The organism is Winogradskyella wandonensis, from assembly GCF_004346845.1.
Lineage (GTDB): Bacteria > Bacteroidota > Bacteroidia > Flavobacteriales > Flavobacteriaceae > Winogradskyella > Winogradskyella wandonensis.
The window spans coordinates 960,898-979,709 of sequence record NZ_SMGI01000002.1; the positions used below are offsets into that span (position 1 = coordinate 960,898).

Below are 18,812 nucleotides of genomic sequence, written 5' to 3' on the forward strand. Positions count from 1 at the left end.
TAACATATTTAAACTCTTTTTTAACTTAACCAAATAGATTTCGTCTTTCGGAAAATAAAATACTTTATTTTCGGAGAGGCTTTTTTACATTAATTAAACTCACTTCAAATGAAAAAAAATCTTTACTATTTAGTAGCTGCTTTTTTCTTAGTAACGACGTCGATGTTTGCACAGGAAAGAATTTGTGCATCGGCCGAATTGTTAGAACAGCAGTTGCAAAACAATCCTAGTCACGCAGAGAATTTAGCAAGGCTAGAAGAGCGTACAAGACTTAGAGCAAATAACGACCCTAGCGTGCAGCGTATGGACGGTATTCTTTATGTACCTGTTGTTGTTCATGTCGTTTACAATACAGATGCACAAAACATTAGTGATGCTCAAATCCAATCACAGATAGATGTGATAAACAAGGATTTTAGAGGACTCAATGTTGAGTTTGCGGATATTCAGGCAAATCAGTGGCCTCAAGCTGCTGATATGGAAATCGAATTTTATTTGGCACAAATAGATCCAGATGGAAACCCTACCAATGGTATTACTAGAACGCAAACGGATATTACCTCTTTTGGTTTTGAAGACACTATGAAGAGCACGGCAGCTGGTGGAAAAGACCCTTGGGATACGTCTTTATATTTTAATTTCTGGACAGTGAACTTTTCTGGAGGGTTATTAGGATTTGCTCAATTCCCTGGAGGAGACCCATCTACAGATGGTATCGTAATGGGATATAATTTCTTTGGTTCTTCTGATGATGATGACGGAAGCTTCGTTTTATCGGCTCCCTTTGATAAAGGAAGAACTACTACTCATGAAATGGGACATTTCTTCAACTTAAGACATATTTGGGGTGATGGTCCATGTGGAGCAGACGATTTTGTAGATGATACGCCAGAGTCTGATGCATCTAATGGTGGATGTCAAACAGGTTCAGTGTCATGTGGCTCAGTAGATATGGTTGAAAATTATATGGACTACAGTGACGATGCTTGTATGGGATTATTTACTGAAGGTCAGAAAAACAGAATGAGAGCCACATTAGAACCAGGTGGTCCAAGAGATACACTACAGCAACCTCCTTTCCCATTTATTGTAAGTGTGGATGCTGGTAGTCAAGCACAAGATGTGTGTACAACTGACTCAGCAACTATTGATTTAACTTACACGCTTGTTGATCCAGCATTTACGTCGCCAGTTACATTTTCTGCCTCTGGTTTACCTTCAGGAGCAACTGCAACATTTAGTCCTAATTCAGTAACAGCTGATGGAACGGCAGTAACGTTGACAATAAGTAATTTAGGCGGTGCAACCGTTGATACCTATTCAATTCTAATCGAAGCGACTGATGGTAATGATGTTGTTCCTTCTGGAGCTTCTTTAAGTGTATATGATACAAATTTTGCAGCGTTAACTGCTGTGACACCGGCGGACGGAGCTATCGATGCTAATCCTACAGCAACTTTAGAGTGGAGCGAAGATGCTAATGCTGCTGCTTATGAGGTAGATATCGCTACTGATGCTGGATTTACAAATATTGTAGCTTCAGGTGTTCCAGACAGACCAGAGTTTGAAGCAGTTTTAATGTCTACAACTCAATATTTTTGGAGAGTTAGATCTGTGAATGACTGCGGAACAGGCTCGTACTTAACAGCAAGCTTTACAACAGGAAACATTCAGTGTGATAATTTTAACTCTACTGATACACCTGTCGCTATTCCAGATGGTTTTGGTTTTTTTGGACCTGCGGATGGTCCTCCTGCAGAGTCAGAATTGCTTGTGATTGCAGCAACGTCTATAACAGATGTAAACGTTACGGTTGATATCTCTCATACTTGGGTTTCAGATTTAAGATTAGTATTAACGGCTCCAGATGGAACTGATGTTATTTTAGCGAATAATATTGGAGGTTCTGGAGATGACTACACAAATACTGTTTTTGATAGTGATGCACCTGATTCAATTAACTCTGCTTCACCACCGTTCACTGGCACTTTTGCTCCGGATGGTGATTTGTCTACTCTTAATGGACAAATTGCAACAGGAACATGGATATTAACAGCTGTTGATAATTTTACTGGAGATACGGGTACAATAAATAGCTGGTCTATTGAAGTATGTGGTGTTCCATTACCAGACGCAGATGGAGATGGTATTCCTGATGATACTGATAATTGTCCAGATATAGTAAATACTGATCAATCAGATATTGACGGTGACGATATTGGAGATTTATGTGATGATGATATCGATGGAGATGGTGTTTTAAATACGGATGATAACTGTCCTGAAACTGCCAATGCTGATCAAGCTGATTTAGATAATAATGGCATAGGAGAAGCTTGTGATGAGATATGTAATTTTGGATTAGCAGACGACTTACCGATAACAATATTAGAAGATCAAGACGAACCTCAATTATATTTCACGGAATTATTCATAGAAGATAATTTTATAATTGAAGATATTAATGTATCTGTTGATATTTCACATACTTGGAATAGTGATTTAAGAATTGCACTTATTGAACCTTCAGGAGCCGATTTTATTTGGTTATCTTTTGAGAATGGTGGTACTTCTGATAATTATACAGGAACTGTTTTCGATGATGATTCTGACACCCCTATTGGTGCTGGTACAGGGCCGTTTTCAGGTGTTTTTGCACCAGATGAGCCATTGTCTACGTTTAATGGTACTTTTTCAAGAGGTATATGGACCTTGGTCGTAGTTGACATGTTTGATGGTGACGGTGGTTCTATTAATAATTTTTCAATGGAAATTTGCGGCCTAAGAGATTTAACAGATTACGATGGAGATGGTGTACTAAATGATGTTGATAATTGTGTACTTATCTATAATCCTGATCAGGCAGATAATGATGGAGATGGAGCAGGTGACCTGTGTGATGATGATGATGATAATGACGGTGTCTTAGATGTTAATGACAACTGCCAGTTCGGATTCAATCCAGATCAAGCTGATAATGACGGAGATGGAGAAGGTGATGTTTGTGATCCAGATGATGATAATGATGGTGTATTAGACGAAGATGATAACTGCCAGTTTACAGCGAACTCGGGGCAAGAAGATATCGATTTAAATGGTATTGGTGATGTTTGTGATAACATTTATGCTAATGATATTATATCTCCAAACGGAGATTCTGTAAACGATACTTGGACAATTATAGGGATAAACAGATTCCCCGGCACAAAAGTCAAAGTTTACAGTAGATGGGGTAACGAAGTTTTTGCTTCTGATAATTATGGTAACAACTGGGCTGGAACTGGACCTGGAGGTAAACTACTACCTGCTGGATCCTACTACTATGTCCTAGACCAAGGGGGAACTGGAGAAACAATCATCGATGGATGGCTTGTTATCATTTTCTAAGAAGTATAATTTTAAAATTAAATCAATACAATGAATTTTCTAAAAAACTCAATAAAAATCGGTGTGCTGTTGTTCTTTGGAGCAATATATGCTCAACAACAGCCCAACTATGCCCTTTACAGATATACAATGAACGCTATCAACCCAGCCTATGCTGGGGCTGATGGTGTATCAAGATTAACGGCTAATTTTAGAAGTCAGTGGATTAATATAGAAGATGCTCCTGAAACTCAGACCTTGTTCTTTGAAACCTCTTTAAATGATAAGGTTGGTTTAGGACTAAGTATTGTAAATGACGATGTTTTTGCTAATGAAAACACTTCATTTGTAATTGACTTTTCGTATAAGTTACAGTTAAATGAAACTACAGATGTATTCTTAGGCCTTAAGGGTGGTGGAAGTGTCTATAATTTTATAAGTAGTGATTTGTCTATAAATGGTTTTCCTCCTGATCCAGCTCAAGGAAATATTGATAATGGGTTTAGACCTATTATTGGAGCCGGAGCATATTTAGTACATGACAAATATTTCATTTCCTTATCCATCCCTTCAATATTACTGAATGAAAGGGTGAATTTGAACAGTGATGGAGTAGTAACGACGGTTAATGAAAAAACTCATTTTTACCTATCTGGAGGATACAATTTTGATATCTCTTCCGACTGGGAGTTCAGACCTTCTACAATGGTAAGAGCCGTGAGTGGTTCTCCTCTGTCGGCAGACTTAACGGCTGCTTTCAGATACAACGAGCGTTTCGAACTAGCTCCAATGTATCGAACAGACGGTGGTTGGGCAGGCACTATGATGTTTAATCTTTCAGATTGGATGGATTTGGGCTATGCTTATGAGGGTTCCTCTAGACAGGTATTAAATGACTCGAATGATGGAACTCATGAAGTGATGGTACGCTTCACCTTTTAGGAAAAAAGATTTTATCTAATATTTTTAAATAAAAAGCCGCTTTTAAAGCGGCTTTTTTTATTTCCCATTGTAAGTACTCATTGTAATGTTTGGGCCTGATAACACAAAAGACTCAATGATTTTATTACACATGGTTAATCGTTCTTTTAGTTTAATATTCTCCTCTTCTGTCCAATCGCCTAGCACATAATCGACTTGTCTTCCTTTAGAGAAATCATCACTAATTCCAAAACGCAGCCGATTATAGTTGGTGGTTTGTAATTTTTCTTGTGTGTCCTTTAGACCATTATGCCCTCCGTCGCTGCCCTTAGTTTTTAGTCTTAAAGTTCCAAATGGTAAGTTTAAATCATCTGTGATAACTAATAAGTTTTCTATTGGCACTTTTTCTTTAGTTAACCAGTATTTTATGGCTTTGCCACTTAGATTCATAAAAGTATTAGGCTTTAAAAAGACTAATGTTCTCCCCTTAATTTTATAATAGGTGACATCGCCTAGCTTTTCAGTTTTAAACCTAATTTCTTTATCATTAATGTAATTATCTACAATTTTAAAACCAATATTGTGCCTAGTGTTTGCGTACTTTTCACCAATATTACCTAAACCAACAATTAAGAATTTTTTCATTGGGTCAATTTTTTCTTTAGATTTAAAAAGGGTCGTCAACCATTTTAGCATAGTCTTATTGTTTATTCAAAAATAAAAAAGCATCCTGATTAACAGAATGCTTTTTATGACATAAATATAAGTATTATTTATTCTTGACTTGCTTCAGTTGCTGCTGCATCCGTAGTTGTTTCTTCAGTATTTTCTGCATCTACTTCTTCATCTTCGTCTTCTACATCTACAACTGCTAATCTACTACGTCTTACTTGACAAACAACAACGTTGTCTGGATGAAGTAGCTTATAGTCATCATTTTTTAATTGAGAAATATAAAACTTACTTCCAATTTTTAAAGGTGTAATATCTATTTCTATAAATTCCGGTAATTTAGATGGAATAGCCTTAACTCTTAACTTTCTGTAAGGAACTCTTAAGTTTCCACCATTTAAAACGCCTCTTGAGGTACCGACAGTTTTTACAGGAATTTCCATCGTAATTTCCTTGTTTTCAAAAATTTGATAGAAGTCAATGTGTAAGATTCTGTCTGTTACTGGGTGAAACTGAATATCCTGCATTACCGCATTGTAAGTTTCGCCATTATCTAGGGCAATCACAACTGTATGTGCGTCTGGTGTGTATACAAGTTTAGAGAATGCCAATTCTGGTGCAGAGAAATGCAATGGCTTGTCTCCTCCGTATACTACGCAAGGAACTTGACCAGCATTACGTAAGGCTTTTGTTGATGTTTTACCCACGCTTTCTCTTTGAAGTCCATTAATTGTAATTGATTTCATTTTAAAAGTTTATTGTTTAATATTATTTAATTTCCCCTTTTTGAGGGCTGCAAATGTAGTAATATATTATGAGATTACCGTCTTTGCTGATAAAAAATAAACTAAATAGAGTCTACATTATAAACTTAGAACTTATTGATTTGTTGTAATGGACGTTTTGCATTACTTCTGCAAATAAATCAGCACAAGTCAGAACTCTTATTTTCGGAGATTCTTGAGTTAGTGGTATGGAATCTGTTACAATTAACTCTTCTAATTTAGAATTTTTAAGTTTTTCATAGGCTCCACCAGATAGAATAGGATGTGTACAAATTGCTCTAACACTTAACGCACCTCTTTCCATCATTAAATCAGCCGCCTTGGTCAGAGTTCCCGCTGTATCTACCATATCATCAACTAAAACTACATTTTTCCCTGTGACATTTCCTATTAATTCCATGTGGGATATAACGTTGGCCTTTGCGCGTTGTTTGTAACATATTACTACATCACTTTCTAGAGCTTTTGAATAGGCATATGCTCTTTTAGAACCTCCCATATCCGGCGAAGCAATAGTTAGATTATCCAGATTTAATGATTTTAAATATGGTAAAAAGATTGTTGAAGCAAACAGGTGGTCCACTGGTTTTTCAAAAAAACCTTGTATTTGATCCGCATGTAGATCCATAGTAATAATGCGAGTTGCACCGGCTGCCTCTAACATTTTAGCAACTAATTTGGCAGCAATTGGTACTCTTGGTTTATCTTTTCTGTCTTGTCTAGCCCAACCAAAATATGGTAACACTGCTGTAATATGTCTTGCTGAGGCACGTTTGGCGGCATCAATCATTAAGAGCATTTCCATTAAATTTTCTGGTCCTGGATGTGTAGATCCAATGATGAAAATCCGATTTCCCCTGATGGATTCTTCATATGATGGCTGAAACTCCCCATCACTATATCTCGAGGTAATCACGTTTCCCAATTTTACGCCATAGGCATTAGCTATTTGCTCTGCTAAATATCTACTTTGGGTACACGTAAATATTTTAGCTTCTGTGGTATCGTAAGGCATCTTCTGGTGGTGTTGTGTTAGTTTGTAAGACGTTGTAAAATGTTTTCAAATTTAGAAAAATATTTGGCCAGCGGAAAACATAAAACATAGTATTTTTAATTGATTGAGAGAAATTATTTTCTATTTTTGCATTCCTTAAAGATGCTCAAGTGGCGGAATTGGTAGACGCGCTGGATTCAAAATCCAGTTTCTTCGGAAGTGTGGGTTCGATTCCCACCTTGAGTACCAACTGGGACAAATCTTGTTTTTTTGATTTGTCCCTTTTTTTATACCCTTTGGACACCTTGTTAACATTGATAATAGTATTCAAAAGCGGATTTATATCAGCGGTTCGAACTCTATTTTCTTCAAATTGAAATTTTTTAGGAAACATCGAACCAAGGAGCTGTCTTTTTAGCTCAATTGGACTGTTTTTGAACTGATTATCGAAACTTTCTAATTTCTTAAGTCCATTTTTATACAGCTTTGATAATTCAGAGTTTTTCTTGTTTTGTTCCTCAACCAATTTGAGCTCAAAAAGCTGAGATTCATATCTGCTTTTCGCCTGTAAGTAATCCGATTTATCAAGATTTCCATCAATGTATAAATCTTGCAGTTTAATGATTTTAGCTTTTAAAGCCTCACGTTTCTCATAATGTTTAGGGGACAAGCTTTTAGACTTTTCTATAGACTTGAGTTTAGACTCAATTAGACGGTGAACTATTTCCTGCATTTGAGGTTTAAGCGATATACTCGCAAGAAACATATCAAACCACGCATGAACATCTTCTGTTTTATATCGTGTATTACAAGGGGATTTACAGTGGTAATACGAATAATATTTAGAACGCCCCTTAGACGAACTTGCTAGAAGAGCAGTATTGCACTTAGGACAAGTAACAAAACCTTTAAGCGGGAAATTGACATTCAATTTTTTGTGACTAACGCCAAGTTGCTTTTTATTCCCAAATAGTACCTGTTGCACCTTATGAAATAAGTAGCTATCAACTAAAGGTTCATGAATAGCTTTAATAACAATTGCTTTTTCTTCACCGTAAGCCTCCAGATGAATTTCCCCATGATAAAGCGGGTTTCTAATAACCCGTCCTAAAGCAGATTTACTTATACTATATCCTCGACGTTTTAATTCATCAATCACATCTTTTTGAGTGTAATTACCAGTTGCTAAAAGCTCGAAAGCAAGTTTAATGAAAGGAGAATCTTCATTAGGCACAAGAATAGGTTTCTTAGCACTGTCACGACCCATATCGTAACCTCGAGGCGGAGACGCTACATAGCGACCCTCTTTAAAGGCACGACGCATACCCGATTTAATATTGAGTGACCTTCTATGATTTTCCACTTCAGGCATGGATAAGTACACCGCTAACATAAGTCCCTGTTCAGGTATGGTTAAATCCAAAGGCTGCTCAATCGCATTAACCGTAATACCAAGGGCATTAAATTGAGAAATCTTGTTGTAGGATTCAGTTGTATTGCGCGAGAATCGGTCCCATTTGATGAACAATAAACCATCTACTTTATTACTTTTGGTAGAGCAGAAGCTCATTAATTTCTTAAACTCAGGACGATTAAAAGATTTAGCAGAATGGTCTTCCCTAAATAGTTTAAGAACGTTTAGATTTTTACTGTCACAATAACTTAGTAATTTTTGCTCTTGGTCTCTCAGCGAAAAACCTTTGTCGGCTTGTTCGTCAGTAGACACTCTTACATATAATACAACATTATTCATTACGCATTGAGTTCAATAGGGATTGGAAGCCAATTTCTGCAAATAGCTCCAAGATTGTCATTAGTTCTTTTAATTCTGTCTCCCTTAACGGGTGTTGGTTGTCTTGATTTAAAATTTGTTTTAGTTCATGAATTGACATGAGTTCCAAAGTGTGCCAGAAAGAGATTTACGCAACCTGTTTCGAGGCTTTTGGAAAGTTAAGAGCTAGGGTTTGCCTAGGTCTATTTTATATTTTGTTTTATTGTTAACTACTAAGTGGTCATTGTTACGATGCACAACCTCTACACGACTGTATTCATTAAGACCGAGCATCTTTTTTAAGTCCCTCACTTTTTGACCTCTAAAGTCTGCTTGATTATTTTTTTCAATAGTCAATGTGTTGTTAGGACTTTTGTGAATTATAATTTTTGTAAAGTCACCATCTTTAATAATATCTAGAAGCTGAATTTCTTCTTTAGTCAATAACCCAAAATCTTCAGAATATTTATCAAGCTCACCATCATTAAGAAACGAACTAAAAAGAGGTCTAAGAGGTATACTAAGACTACTATTCTCACTAAGACCCTTCACAAATTCAACAGCATAATTACTTTTATGTTCAGAGCTAATGCTGTACTCAAAAGAAGGGTTATAAATATCAATCATAAATGTATCGGACATTGGAGCTTTTACCAATATTAAAAACGGAGAATGACCAAAAAGTAAAATTTGTTGAATGGTAGAGGCCATGAGCGTAAAATCATTCGGATTAAACTTAAACTGGCTTAAAAGTTCTTTTTCGAACAGCGAAGCATCATTAAAAAATTCACTGAAATAGTGACGGTCACCCTCAGGAAATAGTTCATTTATAGTATTTAAACCCTGCTCTTTAAAATGATTAACCATTTCTTGAGGGTCTAATGTTGCAAATAGTTGTTTATTAATTTGCTTAATGGTACCTAAGTCCAGATTGAGTGCACGTAGTTCTTTAATCATCAGTACCCACATAGCCTGATGGAGGTTGAGTCGTATGTTTTTACGCTTAACCTTGTGTATCTTATCATGTAAACTAAACGTATGCTCATAGTCTATTAGCCCTTTCTCTCGCCAGTTATTAAAGACGCGAGACGGAACACCAAGCTTCTTCAATGGAATAAGATTCAGATGAAGGTTGGGATATAGTTTACTAAAAAGCGCAAAATTCATAAAGTATGTACTTAATGTAACAAATCTAATTAACAAAAATTAGAAAAACAAATACGCCTTGTCTAAGAATTTAACAATTGAAGAGATTCGAATAAGGATACGTATAAAACTTCGCCTGTTTCAGTGTCAAATATGGGATGAGTATTATCTAATCGCATGGGAAGGTTATTGACTTTGTAATAACGTTTTTTAGCACCAAGTAACGCTTTAATATCTTTTAAGGTAACAGGCCTATCCTCTTTATTGATTACTATAGCCTTAAAAATATCTGCTGTTAAGGCCCCTATAGCCGCATTACCAACACCAGCGGCACTAATCGCTTCAGTTTTGTTTGGTTTAGTGTCTTTTTGAGTAATTGAATTTTCCTGAGCCTTTACTAAATCCTTTGTTACATCTCCGGCATCAGTAGCTGTTGCTGGTTCATTATTATTATTATTATTATTATTTCGTTGACGAATATGATAAGCTTTAGACCGACAACTGTTCGAACAATACTTTTGATGATGCCTTCTTTTGGGAATATATTCTTGATAACAATAATTACAAATGTAGTATTTAGTGTCCATAATCGTATAATAAACGTTAGTTTGACGTAAAAATAAACAATTTTTCAGGAATTTTCGAAATTTGTTTTATTGTATAATTATAATTTCATGGATTGTTATTGGAATAACAAGCAATAGTATTACAAGAATAAATAATCAAGCCTTATTCAAAACTCCTTAAGAGAACCTTAGCCTGTAGATAAAATCTACCCGTTTTAAAGTTTTTCTTTTTTTCAAAATGTAGATTAATAATTTCTCCGAATTTAGTGTCTAGCTCTAATTTAAAGATGAGCTTATTAATGGAGTTATAATCACCTTCAAGAACAAACTGATACGTCTTAATCGTGAGCTCATTCTTTTGGGAAATATGAGGTTCTAAAAAGTTAATGACTTTAATATGATTTTCCTCTGCAAAGGTATTGATGGTTTTCAAAAGATTGTTTTGCAAAGACGAATCATCTAATTGGTATTCTTCTAAAAGAGAGTCGTAATAGGTTTCCTTTTGATTAAGTATAGATAATTGCTTAGGGCTATTTTCAAAAACTTTAGATTCTAATTGTAACGCATTGTATCGCTTCCTCTGTTCTAAGGTATTTGATAAAGCAAACTGGTAACAAATGATAAGTGCCAAGAAAAAGCCAACTACAAGAGCTATATTTTTTTGCTTCTTAGTCATTATTCAAACTGATTTTAATTACAAAATCTTGCGTTCTTGAGCTTTGAGAGCCGTATTGGAGGATATCCACAGATTGAATCCATCCATACTTTTCCAATTCACTAATCCAATTAGAAAAAGCTGCACTATCATTTGAAGTACCTGAGACTTCGATAACATCAGTGTCTATTTCAATAGGTTTTTCTTTGCTTATTCGCTTTAGAATAGGTTGATAATTAAATTCTAATAGCAAAATACTTTTGGGAAGTTCTTTGATGATGCGATCAGTATAATAAGATGATTTGGATGAATTATTTTTTAAAATATCATCAACCATCTTTTGTTTCTTAGACACAGATGCATTAAGATTTAAGATTCTGGTTTTTGTTGCCTCATTTAACTCAGATAATTGTTCTAACTCATTAGCTTTATTAAAATAATGGTTAAAAAATAAAAAGTTAATAAGTAGACCCGCCAATATAAATAACCCCGCAAACTTTAGAAACTGATTATAGAATTGCGTTTGCTTATAGTCATCAACAAGCTCTTCTATCTTGGAATTTATATTACCATTCTCATCCTCAATGCCAAAATAACTTTGCAACGCTCCCGAAAAAGATAATAGATAACTATTATCTAAGGTTATGCCATTGATATTATATTGTTCTGAATTAGCACTACTCGGTTCAATTGATAATATACCATTGTTATCACTAGTAATTTTAGAATTAGAACTGTAAATGGTATTGGTCTTTAAATACTCTTGTAAAATACCGAGTGAACTATGTCCTAAAGAAAAACCGATGATATTAAACTTATATTCTGAAAATTCAGAAATAATACCATCCACATAATCTTTACGGCATAAAGACACAAAGTGCATATTATTTTGATATAAAACTTCAAAATAAAAGTCATCTACAGTAATATTTGGAAAGGCTTTGTAAACTAGTTTTAGCGCATCACGCTTTTCGCCTGAGATGGTTTTGGTTAATATTTTTTCAGAATTAACAATTAAATAAATATGTTTCTGATTCGGTAGTTTTGATGATAAATCTTTAAGCGAGCTTGATGAGATAAATGCATCCTCAACAAGTTCATTTTTACTTCGCTTTAAAACTGTTGCATAAATAATATCCTGACTTTGAAAGTGGTTATACTCTACACCACAAAAGGTATTACCATAGGTCAGATATTTTAGTAATCTATTAAACATTCTAATAGATAACAGTTGGTTTAATTAAAACTGTGAGTTTGGCTTTTCGTCCTTCTCTGACGCGCTTGCTAAATAGCCATTTTATTATGGGTACTCTAGCTAAGAAAGGAACACCAGAGCCAGAATTACTTGTTGATTGCTCTTCAAGTCCACCTAAGACGGCGATGTCTTGATCTTTCATTCTAATCAAAGAACTAAACTCCCTTGAGTTTATATCTGGCGGTGCTTGATCTGAAATTCGATTTCCAAAACTAGACTGCACTACAAAAATATCTAAAGTAACTTGTCCATTACCAGATACTGTGGGTTTAATCGTTAGGCCTAATTCGGCATCTATAGGAACAAAATTAATGGCCGTTTGTGTAACAGGATTATCAGAACCAATTATTGATTGATCAGTGATTGTATAATAGGAAGTCTGTCCATTTGAGAATGTAGCGCGATGACCGTTTAGGGTGGAAATTCTCGGAGTAGAGCGAATTTTTAAATCACCATTACTTTCCATGGCTTTAATTCTTGCGAAGAAATTGGGCACGACTCTACCAAAGTTAAATCCTCCAAAACCGTCCAATCCTCCAATAATTCGATTTACAGTATTTGCCCCTAAGGTCAAATCAGCTTCAGGAAAAATAGCGCCTTGAGTTTTAGAGGGCTCATCACCAATACCCCAGCTTACTCCTGCTTCAAGTGTAGAGCTTCTATTAATTTCTAAAATCATTACTTCAATTAATATAACAGGTACTGGTTTATCAATCTTCTCTATAAATGTTCTGAAACGGTCTACATTTGTACTAGGCCCATTGACGTAAAAACTATTCAATTCATAATCAACTTTAATATCTAAATCTTGTTTCACTTCATCTGGAAGAATATTTACTAATGCTTCTACTTGATTGGAATAAGAATTGAAATTTCCAGTTGTGTTTGTATTAAGCTGGTTCCTGTTTTGGTTTGTATTGTTAAAGCCTAGGTTTTGATTAAAATTCTGATTATTAAATCCTCTAGAATTTCCAAATCCCGAATTAAAACTTCGGCCTACACTGCGCCTATTTTGTCCTCCAGAAGGGTCAGATAACAGCTCCACAGAACGGTTTTGTAATGTGATTACTGCAACTTCTCTAACACTTAGTTGACCTTCTAAACCAAAGAAATAAATATTGTTTTCTTTTTTGAAGGTGAAACGTTTGGTATTACTCACAGAAGGACGATTACTATTATTTGTATTTTGAGATGTATTTTGAGTATTTGCAGTTACCCCTTGTATTTCGAAAAGCTTAGTTAACAAGTCATCAAAATAAATATTTTTAGCTTTAAATGTTATACTTCCCGCTTCCTCTAACGGTGTAGCTGTAAACACATCAATATTTAATTCATTTCCTATATCATTTATAATATCAGCAATCGGGGTATTTACAAAATCTACATCTAGCAGTTGCGACTCCTGATTTTTAATTTCAAAAAAGAAATTTGAGTTTCTTCGCCTTACAGGTCTTTGTCTAGTCTGACTGAGATTGGTTTCATTCTGCGTGTTAGCCACTGAATTTGTTTCGTTACTTTCAAAATAATAAAAGCCTTCTTTCGATTTGTCTACGAATAAATCATTTGCAAATGCTAGATTATCCATTGCCATTTTAAAAGGGGTCTTTTGAATGTATGCTGTTATAGATTTGTCTTTTAATCCAGGGGCAAAAACTAAATTCTTACCAGATTCGTCTGTGATACGTTTAAAGACGTCGTAGAGCTTATCACCTTTAGCATCAATGGATATTGTGTTGTTAATCGGATTATATACAACGGGTATTACACGTATTTCTGGTTCATCAGGGACAGCTATATAACGTTTCACAGAGATTATTGTTCCTGTAAAATCCATGGTTAAATCATATTCTTTACACAAAAAAATGAGTAAATCTGAAACGATTACTTCTGGAAAGCTTGGAGATATGGTTATGGAATTTAACTCTTGTGATGGATTGATATTAAGTTTGTGTACATCTGCAACTGCCAAGAGCAGATTAGAAATTGTAAGGTTATTGGCTTTTATTTCAGTCTTAAATATTTCAGTCAATCCGTTTACCTCAGTAGATAATATTTCAAGCTGAGTTTTAAGTTTTGCTATGCGGTCTGTTTGACTCTCTTGCGTGAATCCAAAAAGACTTACTGCCAGCAGTATGGTTAAAAGTAGTTTTTTCATAGTATTTTCCAATAAACGGAAATCTTTTTATCAATAGTTAGTCAATATTTATCATAGCCAGTTAGTCTAATCAGAAAGCAGAGCAAAAACTTCATCGATAGAAGTTACACCTTCTTTTACGAGTTCTATAGCATTAGACTTCAATGTTGCAATATTATTATGCTTTAAATAATTGTCTATTTCCAAATCGTTTAGTTTAATATGATTTACCAACTCTTTCGTAATTGGAATAATTTCATAGATAGCTTTTCTACCTTGATAGCCTGTATGATAGCACTTATGACATCCTGTTGGAACAAAATGTTTTGTCATGTCTTTGGGATTACTAAAACCTGAAGGAAATATTGCTTTTGAAACCGCTTCTTCTTTTTTACAGTGAGGGCAAAGCTTCCTTACTAAGCGTTGTGCCACGCTAACATTTAATGTACTGGCAATTAAAAACGACGGAATCCCCATATCTATTAATCGGGATATGGTTGCCCAAGCCGAATTTGTATGTATGGTTGATAACACTAAGTGACCAGTTAACGCAGCACGAATAGCCATGTTAGCAGTTTTAGCATCCCTTATTTCTCCAACCATAATTACATCTGGATCTTGCCTTAAAAATGTTCGTAACGTACTTGCGAAATCTAAGCCTATATTTTCTTTGAGTTGTACCTGATTAACGCCTTCTAAAGTGTATTCTATAGGGTCTTCGATAGTGAGAATATTTGTATCGTCATTATTGAGCAACTTCAATGTGGCATAAAGTGTTGTGGTCTTACCTGAACCTGTTGGCCCAGAAATCAAAATAATACCATTAGGTTTTCTGACGGTTTCCTTATAAGATTTTAGTTCTGCCTCAGTAAAGCCAAGTTCGTTCAAATTAATGGTGTTTGCATCTTTACTCAAAATACGGAGCACCATTTTTTCACCATGAAGTGTAGGCAATGATGATACCCGTATATCAAACTCGTCACTATTGGTCTTAATGGTAATACGACCATCTTGAGGCAGACGCTTTTCAGAAATATCTAAACCCGCCTGTATTTTAAGTTTATTTACAATAACGGGGTATTCTTGAAGGGAAATGACATACTGTTCTTTTAATTTTCCATCCAATCGAAACCTCACCCGGCATTTAGTTTCATAAGGTTCAAAATGGATGTCGCTACTACCGATGTCTTTAGCAGTAAATAATAACTTTTCTAAAAAATCGGTGCTGTAGTGTAAATCTTCTGAAGCTATACTTTGCCGTTGCCTAAAGTTTATCGCTAAGTATTTCTGGATGTCTTCTGATGAAACTTCAACCAGTTGTATATTTTTATTTAAAACAATTTGTAATTCTTGTTCTAAAGTTTTTGAGGCTTTGTCAGTTTTAAATTCAAATGTTCCGTTATTAACAGCCGACGGAATTATACGATAATGATAAGCTTGCTCAGTAGTAATGAGTTGTATTAAGGAGGTGTCTATTTGATAATCGAGATTCAAAATAGTCTATAAAATATAAAGTGTTGGTAAAAACCCAGTCCAATAAGCTAAGTAACTTATAGCAAAAAACAAGCTTAAATAGCCCGCTAAAGGCACAGTTTGTAATTTAGATTTTTGTTTCAAAATTAAATGTAGTATTAAAGAAAACACCAATCCAAAAACAAACAAAACGATAAAAGAAACACTAGCAAAGCTAAAGGCTAAAGCCAAAAATAGCAGCACATCTCCTAAACCAAGCGTTTTATTAAACGAAGTCTTGAGCTTATATCTTGAATACATAAATACAATTGAAAGCATAAATACCACAACTAATAGATTTATTGCGATAGTCATTAATAAAAACTCGTCGTAAATATTGTTAAACATTAAATACCCAGATAATACACCAACCAACGGGAATAGAAACCAAAAGACCTTCCGGTCTTTAATATCTTGATAAAAAATAAACAAGAATGTGAGTATTAGAATTACTTTTAGAAATAGCACTTTAATCTTTTACAATTTGTTTTGGTGCGCCATCTTGGTCAATTTCCCAAACGTTAAATATCCCATCACCGTCAAAATCGGTAATTGCTGTGGCTCTTGCCTTAAAGCTATTATTTGTAGCGCTTAACACCTCATAAATATAATTTGCCTGCCCATTGTTTTTTACAGTTTTTGGTGCCTCATAGTCAATCTCATTAATATCTAAAGCATATTTGGAATACATATAGCGATGCATAGTTTGTGCATTATACACAGCCTTAAGTTGCAGTTGGGCTTCTGTACTTTTTGCTTTACTTATTAATGGCATTAAATTTGGCAAGGCCAAAAGTAACAGAATACCTATGATTACTAAAACCACTAAAACTTCTTGTAAATTATATCCGCCGACTTTCATCTTAAAAAATTAAATTGAAATATACAAAGCTGAAAATTATGATATATAAAACTCGCCTTACTAATAGTAAGATTTAACCTTACTATTAGTAAATTATAAGTATCCTTTTTTTGCTGCCGAGTCTATTAGGCTTTGGTCATTGTTTTCTTTAGGAGAAAACAGCTCCTTTAATAAGCGTTTTCGTTTCTCAATGCCTCCAACAGAGAGCGGTAAAACCTCTTTCAAATCCTTTGTTTTAGCGCCTTTGGAAATCTCATAGAGTAATTGCTTATCCGTTTTGTCTAGTATAATGTCACTAGAAAATTTCTTACGTATTAATTTAAGAATAGTACTGCTGTAAAATGGGATATCTTTTAAAATATTTTCCAAAGCGGTATTGATTGCGTAAAAATCTACATCACCTTTAAACAAAATTGCTTCTGGCTTTAGATTATAAAGGATATTACTAATCATTAGCTCATCGTGATGTCCCGTAATCACAATAATTTTTAACTTTGGAAAGCGCTGCAATAATACTTGTCCTAAAGTCTCTCCTGACACGATTTCACATCCCGCTCTCTTAGGAATTCTAATGTCTAAGAATAATACATCTAATGGTTTTTGTGCTCTCTTGGATAGCTCTAAGGCTTCGTCGATTGAGTTCGCAAATTTAAAATTAAGCTCATAATTTTTGTTTGTTTCAGACTGCTCTATATAGTTTTTATAGGCTTCTAAGACAAAGTGATGGTCGTCTACCATCAATAACTCTAACTTATTATGCATCTAGTTTAAAATTATTTCTAGGGGAAATTAATGTTTGATCATATTAGTTTAGATGTATTAAAAGTAAAATTTTTCTTAAAAATTAAAAATAAAAAGGAAAAATATTACAAAAAGTAATGTTTTACATTACTAAAAGAAAGGCTCTAGAAAAGCTTTAAAAATCATTTTTAGATACTTTTAACAAGTAAATTAATTTAACTTTTTTTAATGAATAAACTTTCTTTCCCTATTGCTGTATTAGCGCTTGTAATCGCTATTGGCTCATTTTTTTATTTCCAATCAACTAGCAAACAGGTATACGTAGACGTTAATAAACTTCTAGAAGGCTACAAACGCACAAAGGTAGTGCGTGCAGACTTCGAAGAAAAAGCAAAAACCTTAAATGCCAATGTAGATAGTTTAATGACCGACTGGCAAAACGAATTAAAGACTTATGAAAAAGAGCGTTCTAAAATGACTAAAAAAGAATTAGAGCTCAAGCAACAGTTATTATCTAATAAGCAACAGCAAATAAATAATTACCAGCAAGCTATACAAAAGCAAATTCAAGACGAGGATAAAAAAGCTACTCAGACTGTGATTAATGATATTAATGATTATGTACAAGAGTACGGCAAGGAAAAAGGTTATGACATCATTTTTGGCGCTAGTGGAAGTGGTAATATTATGTATGCCAGTGATGCTTCGGATTTAACAGAAATTGTTTTAGAAGGACTAAATGCAGAGTTTGAAGGCAAAAAGTAATAACGGCCACTTTGAGACTAAAAACTTTTGGTCATTAAGGTTCTCGAAGTGGTTTAAGAAGTGTGGTGCCATGTTTTTAGGATGTCTTTTGTCATTGTCACTCTCATGTAGCACTAAAACCTTTGATACAGAAAAGGAGCTTTTAGATTACATCACTGATGAAGCAAATGGGTATGTGCAAAAAAAATCAGTCAACGGGTATGATTTTTCTTTATTATACAGACCAACGGATTTACTAGTTCATCAAGAATTAAGTGATGATGAAAAGTCCGACTCTAAAAGGATAAAGGAATTGAGAGATAAATATAATAAGCACCTGTACTTTAATCTTAGTATGAGTAAAAACAACCAAGAGCTGTTGAGTACAGCACCAAAAGACAGAAATGAATTTGGAGCAATGGTTAATCAATTGGCTTTTGGTATGAATAAAAAAGTACACCTATTTACCCAAAGTAAAGACACTATAGAATTAGCAGACTTTATATACCCACGTATGTATGGCATGAGTAAATCTACGACCATAATGTTTGTATATCCTAGGGATGAAAATTTATTGGAAGAAGATTATCTAAATTTTACAATTGAAGATTTAGGACTCTATACAGGTGAGATTAGATTGAAAGTACCAACGAAAACTATAAAAAAAGAACCAACATTAATTTATTAA

At 34.4% G+C, this 18,812-nt stretch carries 16 protein-coding genes, 1 tRNA gene and 1 pseudogene; 5 read left to right on the forward strand and 13 right to left on the reverse strand.

Going from position 1 to position 18,812, the window contains the following annotated elements:
• Nucleotides 1-108: 108 nt before the first annotated feature.
• Nucleotides 109-3,387, forward strand: a complete 3,279-nt coding sequence (locus DFQ05_RS13765) for a thrombospondin type 3 repeat-containing protein (protein WP_132705067.1) — start codon at nucleotides 109-111, stop codon at nucleotides 3,385-3,387.
• 30 nt (nucleotides 3,388-3,417) lie between these two features.
• Entirely contained in the window at nucleotides 3,418-4,308 is an 891-nt protein-coding gene (locus DFQ05_RS09105; protein WP_132705068.1) for a PorP/SprF family type IX secretion system membrane protein, read from the forward strand.
• Nucleotides 4,309-4,365: 57 nt separating this feature from the next.
• Here DFQ05_RS09105 and pth read toward each other — a convergent pair whose 3' ends face one another.
• From pth to DFQ05_RS09120, 3 genes are all read right to left on the reverse strand, one after another.
• Nucleotides 4,366-4,932 (reverse strand): aminoacyl-tRNA hydrolase, encoded by a 567-nt coding sequence (gene pth, locus DFQ05_RS09110; RefSeq protein ID WP_132705069.1) that lies wholly within the window; start codon nucleotides 4,930-4,932, stop codon nucleotides 4,366-4,368.
• A 128-nt stretch (nucleotides 4,933-5,060) separates the two neighbouring features.
• Nucleotides 5,061-5,705 (reverse strand): 50S ribosomal protein L25/general stress protein Ctc, encoded by a 645-nt coding sequence (locus tag DFQ05_RS09115; RefSeq protein WP_132705070.1) that lies wholly within the window; start codon nucleotides 5,703-5,705, stop codon nucleotides 5,061-5,063.
• Between the two features lie 112 nt (nucleotides 5,706-5,817).
• Complete coding sequence (locus tag DFQ05_RS09120) at nucleotides 5,818-6,759, reverse strand: ribose-phosphate pyrophosphokinase (protein ID WP_132705071.1); 942 nt, start codon at nucleotides 6,757-6,759, stop codon at nucleotides 5,818-5,820.
• 143 nt (nucleotides 6,760-6,902) lie between these two features.
• On the opposite strand from DFQ05_RS09120, the gene DFQ05_RS09125 reads away from it, so the two are divergent.
• Nucleotides 6,903-6,987, forward strand: a tRNA-Leu gene (locus tag DFQ05_RS09125).
• 733 nt (nucleotides 6,988-7,720) lie between these two features.
• On the opposite strand, the pseudogene DFQ05_RS13830 reads toward DFQ05_RS09125, so the two are convergent.
• The 10 genes and pseudogenes from DFQ05_RS13830 to DFQ05_RS09175 form a co-directional block, all read right to left on the reverse strand.
• Nucleotides 7,721-8,491: pseudogene (locus DFQ05_RS13830) on the reverse strand (recombinase family protein); the annotation flags it as partial.
• A gap of 204 nt (nucleotides 8,492-8,695) precedes the next feature.
• Entirely contained in the window at nucleotides 8,696-9,676 is a 981-nt protein-coding gene (locus tag DFQ05_RS09135; RefSeq protein WP_132705072.1) for a hypothetical protein, read from the reverse strand.
• Between the two features lie 62 nt (nucleotides 9,677-9,738).
• Complete coding sequence (locus tag DFQ05_RS09140) at nucleotides 9,739-10,242, reverse strand: hypothetical protein (protein WP_132705073.1); 504 nt, start codon at nucleotides 10,240-10,242, stop codon at nucleotides 9,739-9,741.
• Between the two features lie 142 nt (nucleotides 10,243-10,384).
• Entirely contained in the window at nucleotides 10,385-10,897 is a 513-nt protein-coding gene (locus DFQ05_RS09145) for a hypothetical protein (RefSeq protein ID WP_132705074.1), read from the reverse strand.
• Complete coding sequence (locus DFQ05_RS09150; protein WP_132705075.1) at nucleotides 10,890-12,092, reverse strand: hypothetical protein; 1,203 nt, start codon at nucleotides 12,090-12,092, stop codon at nucleotides 10,890-10,892. The genes DFQ05_RS09145 and DFQ05_RS09150 overlap by 8 nt, the downstream gene beginning before the upstream one ends.
• 1 nt (nucleotide 12,093) lies before the next feature.
• Nucleotides 12,094-14,286 carry a type II secretion system protein GspD gene (locus DFQ05_RS09155; RefSeq protein WP_132705076.1) on the reverse strand — a complete coding sequence of 731 codons (2,193 nt, stop codon included), beginning with the start codon at nucleotides 14,284-14,286 and terminating at the stop codon, nucleotides 12,094-12,096.
• A 66-nt stretch (nucleotides 14,287-14,352) separates the two neighbouring features.
• Nucleotides 14,353-15,762 carry a GspE/PulE family protein gene (locus DFQ05_RS09160; protein WP_132705077.1) on the reverse strand — a complete coding sequence of 470 codons (1,410 nt, stop codon included), beginning with the start codon at nucleotides 15,760-15,762 and terminating at the stop codon, nucleotides 14,353-14,355.
• Between the two features lie 3 nt (nucleotides 15,763-15,765).
• Nucleotides 15,766-16,125 (reverse strand): hypothetical protein, encoded by a 360-nt coding sequence (locus DFQ05_RS09165; RefSeq protein ID WP_241974241.1) that lies wholly within the window; start codon nucleotides 16,123-16,125, stop codon nucleotides 15,766-15,768.
• Between the two features lie 121 nt (nucleotides 16,126-16,246).
• Nucleotides 16,247-16,639 carry a prepilin-type N-terminal cleavage/methylation domain-containing protein gene (locus DFQ05_RS09170; RefSeq protein WP_132705079.1) on the reverse strand — a complete coding sequence of 131 codons (393 nt, stop codon included), beginning with the start codon at nucleotides 16,637-16,639 and terminating at the stop codon, nucleotides 16,247-16,249.
• A 93-nt stretch (nucleotides 16,640-16,732) separates the two neighbouring features.
• Entirely contained in the window at nucleotides 16,733-17,401 is a 669-nt protein-coding gene (locus DFQ05_RS09175) for a response regulator (protein ID WP_132705080.1), read from the reverse strand.
• A 207-nt stretch (nucleotides 17,402-17,608) separates the two neighbouring features.
• Here DFQ05_RS09175 and DFQ05_RS09180 point away from each other — a divergent pair, with 207 nt between their 5' ends.
• Nucleotides 17,609-18,145, forward strand: coding sequence for an OmpH/Skp family outer membrane protein (locus DFQ05_RS09180; RefSeq protein ID WP_132705081.1), 537 nt, complete (start codon nucleotides 17,609-17,611; stop codon nucleotides 18,143-18,145).
• Nucleotides 18,129-18,812: a hypothetical protein gene (locus tag DFQ05_RS09185; RefSeq protein ID WP_241974242.1), complete on the forward strand. Its 684-nt coding sequence runs from the start codon at nucleotides 18,129-18,131 to the stop codon at nucleotides 18,810-18,812. The genes DFQ05_RS09180 and DFQ05_RS09185 overlap by 17 nt, the downstream gene beginning before the upstream one ends.

What these genes read in the sequence shown, in the direction of transcription:
- DFQ05_RS13765 (WP_132705067.1), top strand. Translation starts at nt 109, where the DNA reads ATGAAAAAAAATCTTTACTATTTAGTAGCTGCTTTTTTCTTAGTAACG.
- DFQ05_RS09105 (WP_132705068.1), top strand. Translation starts at nt 3,418, where the DNA reads ATGAATTTTCTAAAAAACTCAATAAAAATCGGTGTGCTGTTGTTCTTT.
- pth (WP_132705069.1), bottom strand. Translation starts at nt 4,932, where the DNA reads ATGAAAAAATTCTTAATTGTTGGTTTAGGTAATATTGGTGAAAAGTAC.
- DFQ05_RS09115 (WP_132705070.1), bottom strand. Translation starts at nt 5,705, where the DNA reads ATGAAATCAATTACAATTAATGGACTTCAAAGAGAAAGCGTGGGTAAA.
- DFQ05_RS09120 (WP_132705071.1), bottom strand. Translation starts at nt 6,759, where the DNA reads ATGCCTTACGATACCACAGAAGCTAAAATATTTACGTGTACCCAAAGT.
- DFQ05_RS09135 (WP_132705072.1), bottom strand. Translation starts at nt 9,676, where the DNA reads ATGAATTTTGCGCTTTTTAGTAAACTATATCCCAACCTTCATCTGAAT.
- DFQ05_RS09140 (WP_132705073.1), bottom strand. Translation starts at nt 10,242, where the DNA reads ATGGACACTAAATACTACATTTGTAATTATTGTTATCAAGAATATATT.
- DFQ05_RS09145 (WP_132705074.1), bottom strand. Translation starts at nt 10,897, where the DNA reads ATGACTAAGAAGCAAAAAAATATAGCTCTTGTAGTTGGCTTTTTCTTG.
- DFQ05_RS09150 (WP_132705075.1), bottom strand. Translation starts at nt 12,092, where the DNA reads ATGTTTAATAGATTACTAAAATATCTGACCTATGGTAATACCTTTTGT.
- DFQ05_RS09155 (WP_132705076.1), bottom strand. Translation starts at nt 14,286, where the DNA reads ATGAAAAAACTACTTTTAACCATACTGCTGGCAGTAAGTCTTTTTGGA.
- DFQ05_RS09165 (WP_241974241.1), bottom strand. Translation starts at nt 16,125, where the DNA reads ATGTTTAACAATATTTACGACGAGTTTTTATTAATGACTATCGCAATA.
- DFQ05_RS09170 (WP_132705079.1), bottom strand. Translation starts at nt 16,639, where the DNA reads ATGAAAGTCGGCGGATATAATTTACAAGAAGTTTTAGTGGTTTTAGTA.
- DFQ05_RS09175 (WP_132705080.1), bottom strand. Translation starts at nt 17,401, where the DNA reads ATGCATAATAAGTTAGAGTTATTGATGGTAGACGACCATCACTTTGTC.
- DFQ05_RS09180 (WP_132705081.1), top strand. Translation starts at nt 17,609, where the DNA reads ATGAATAAACTTTCTTTCCCTATTGCTGTATTAGCGCTTGTAATCGCT.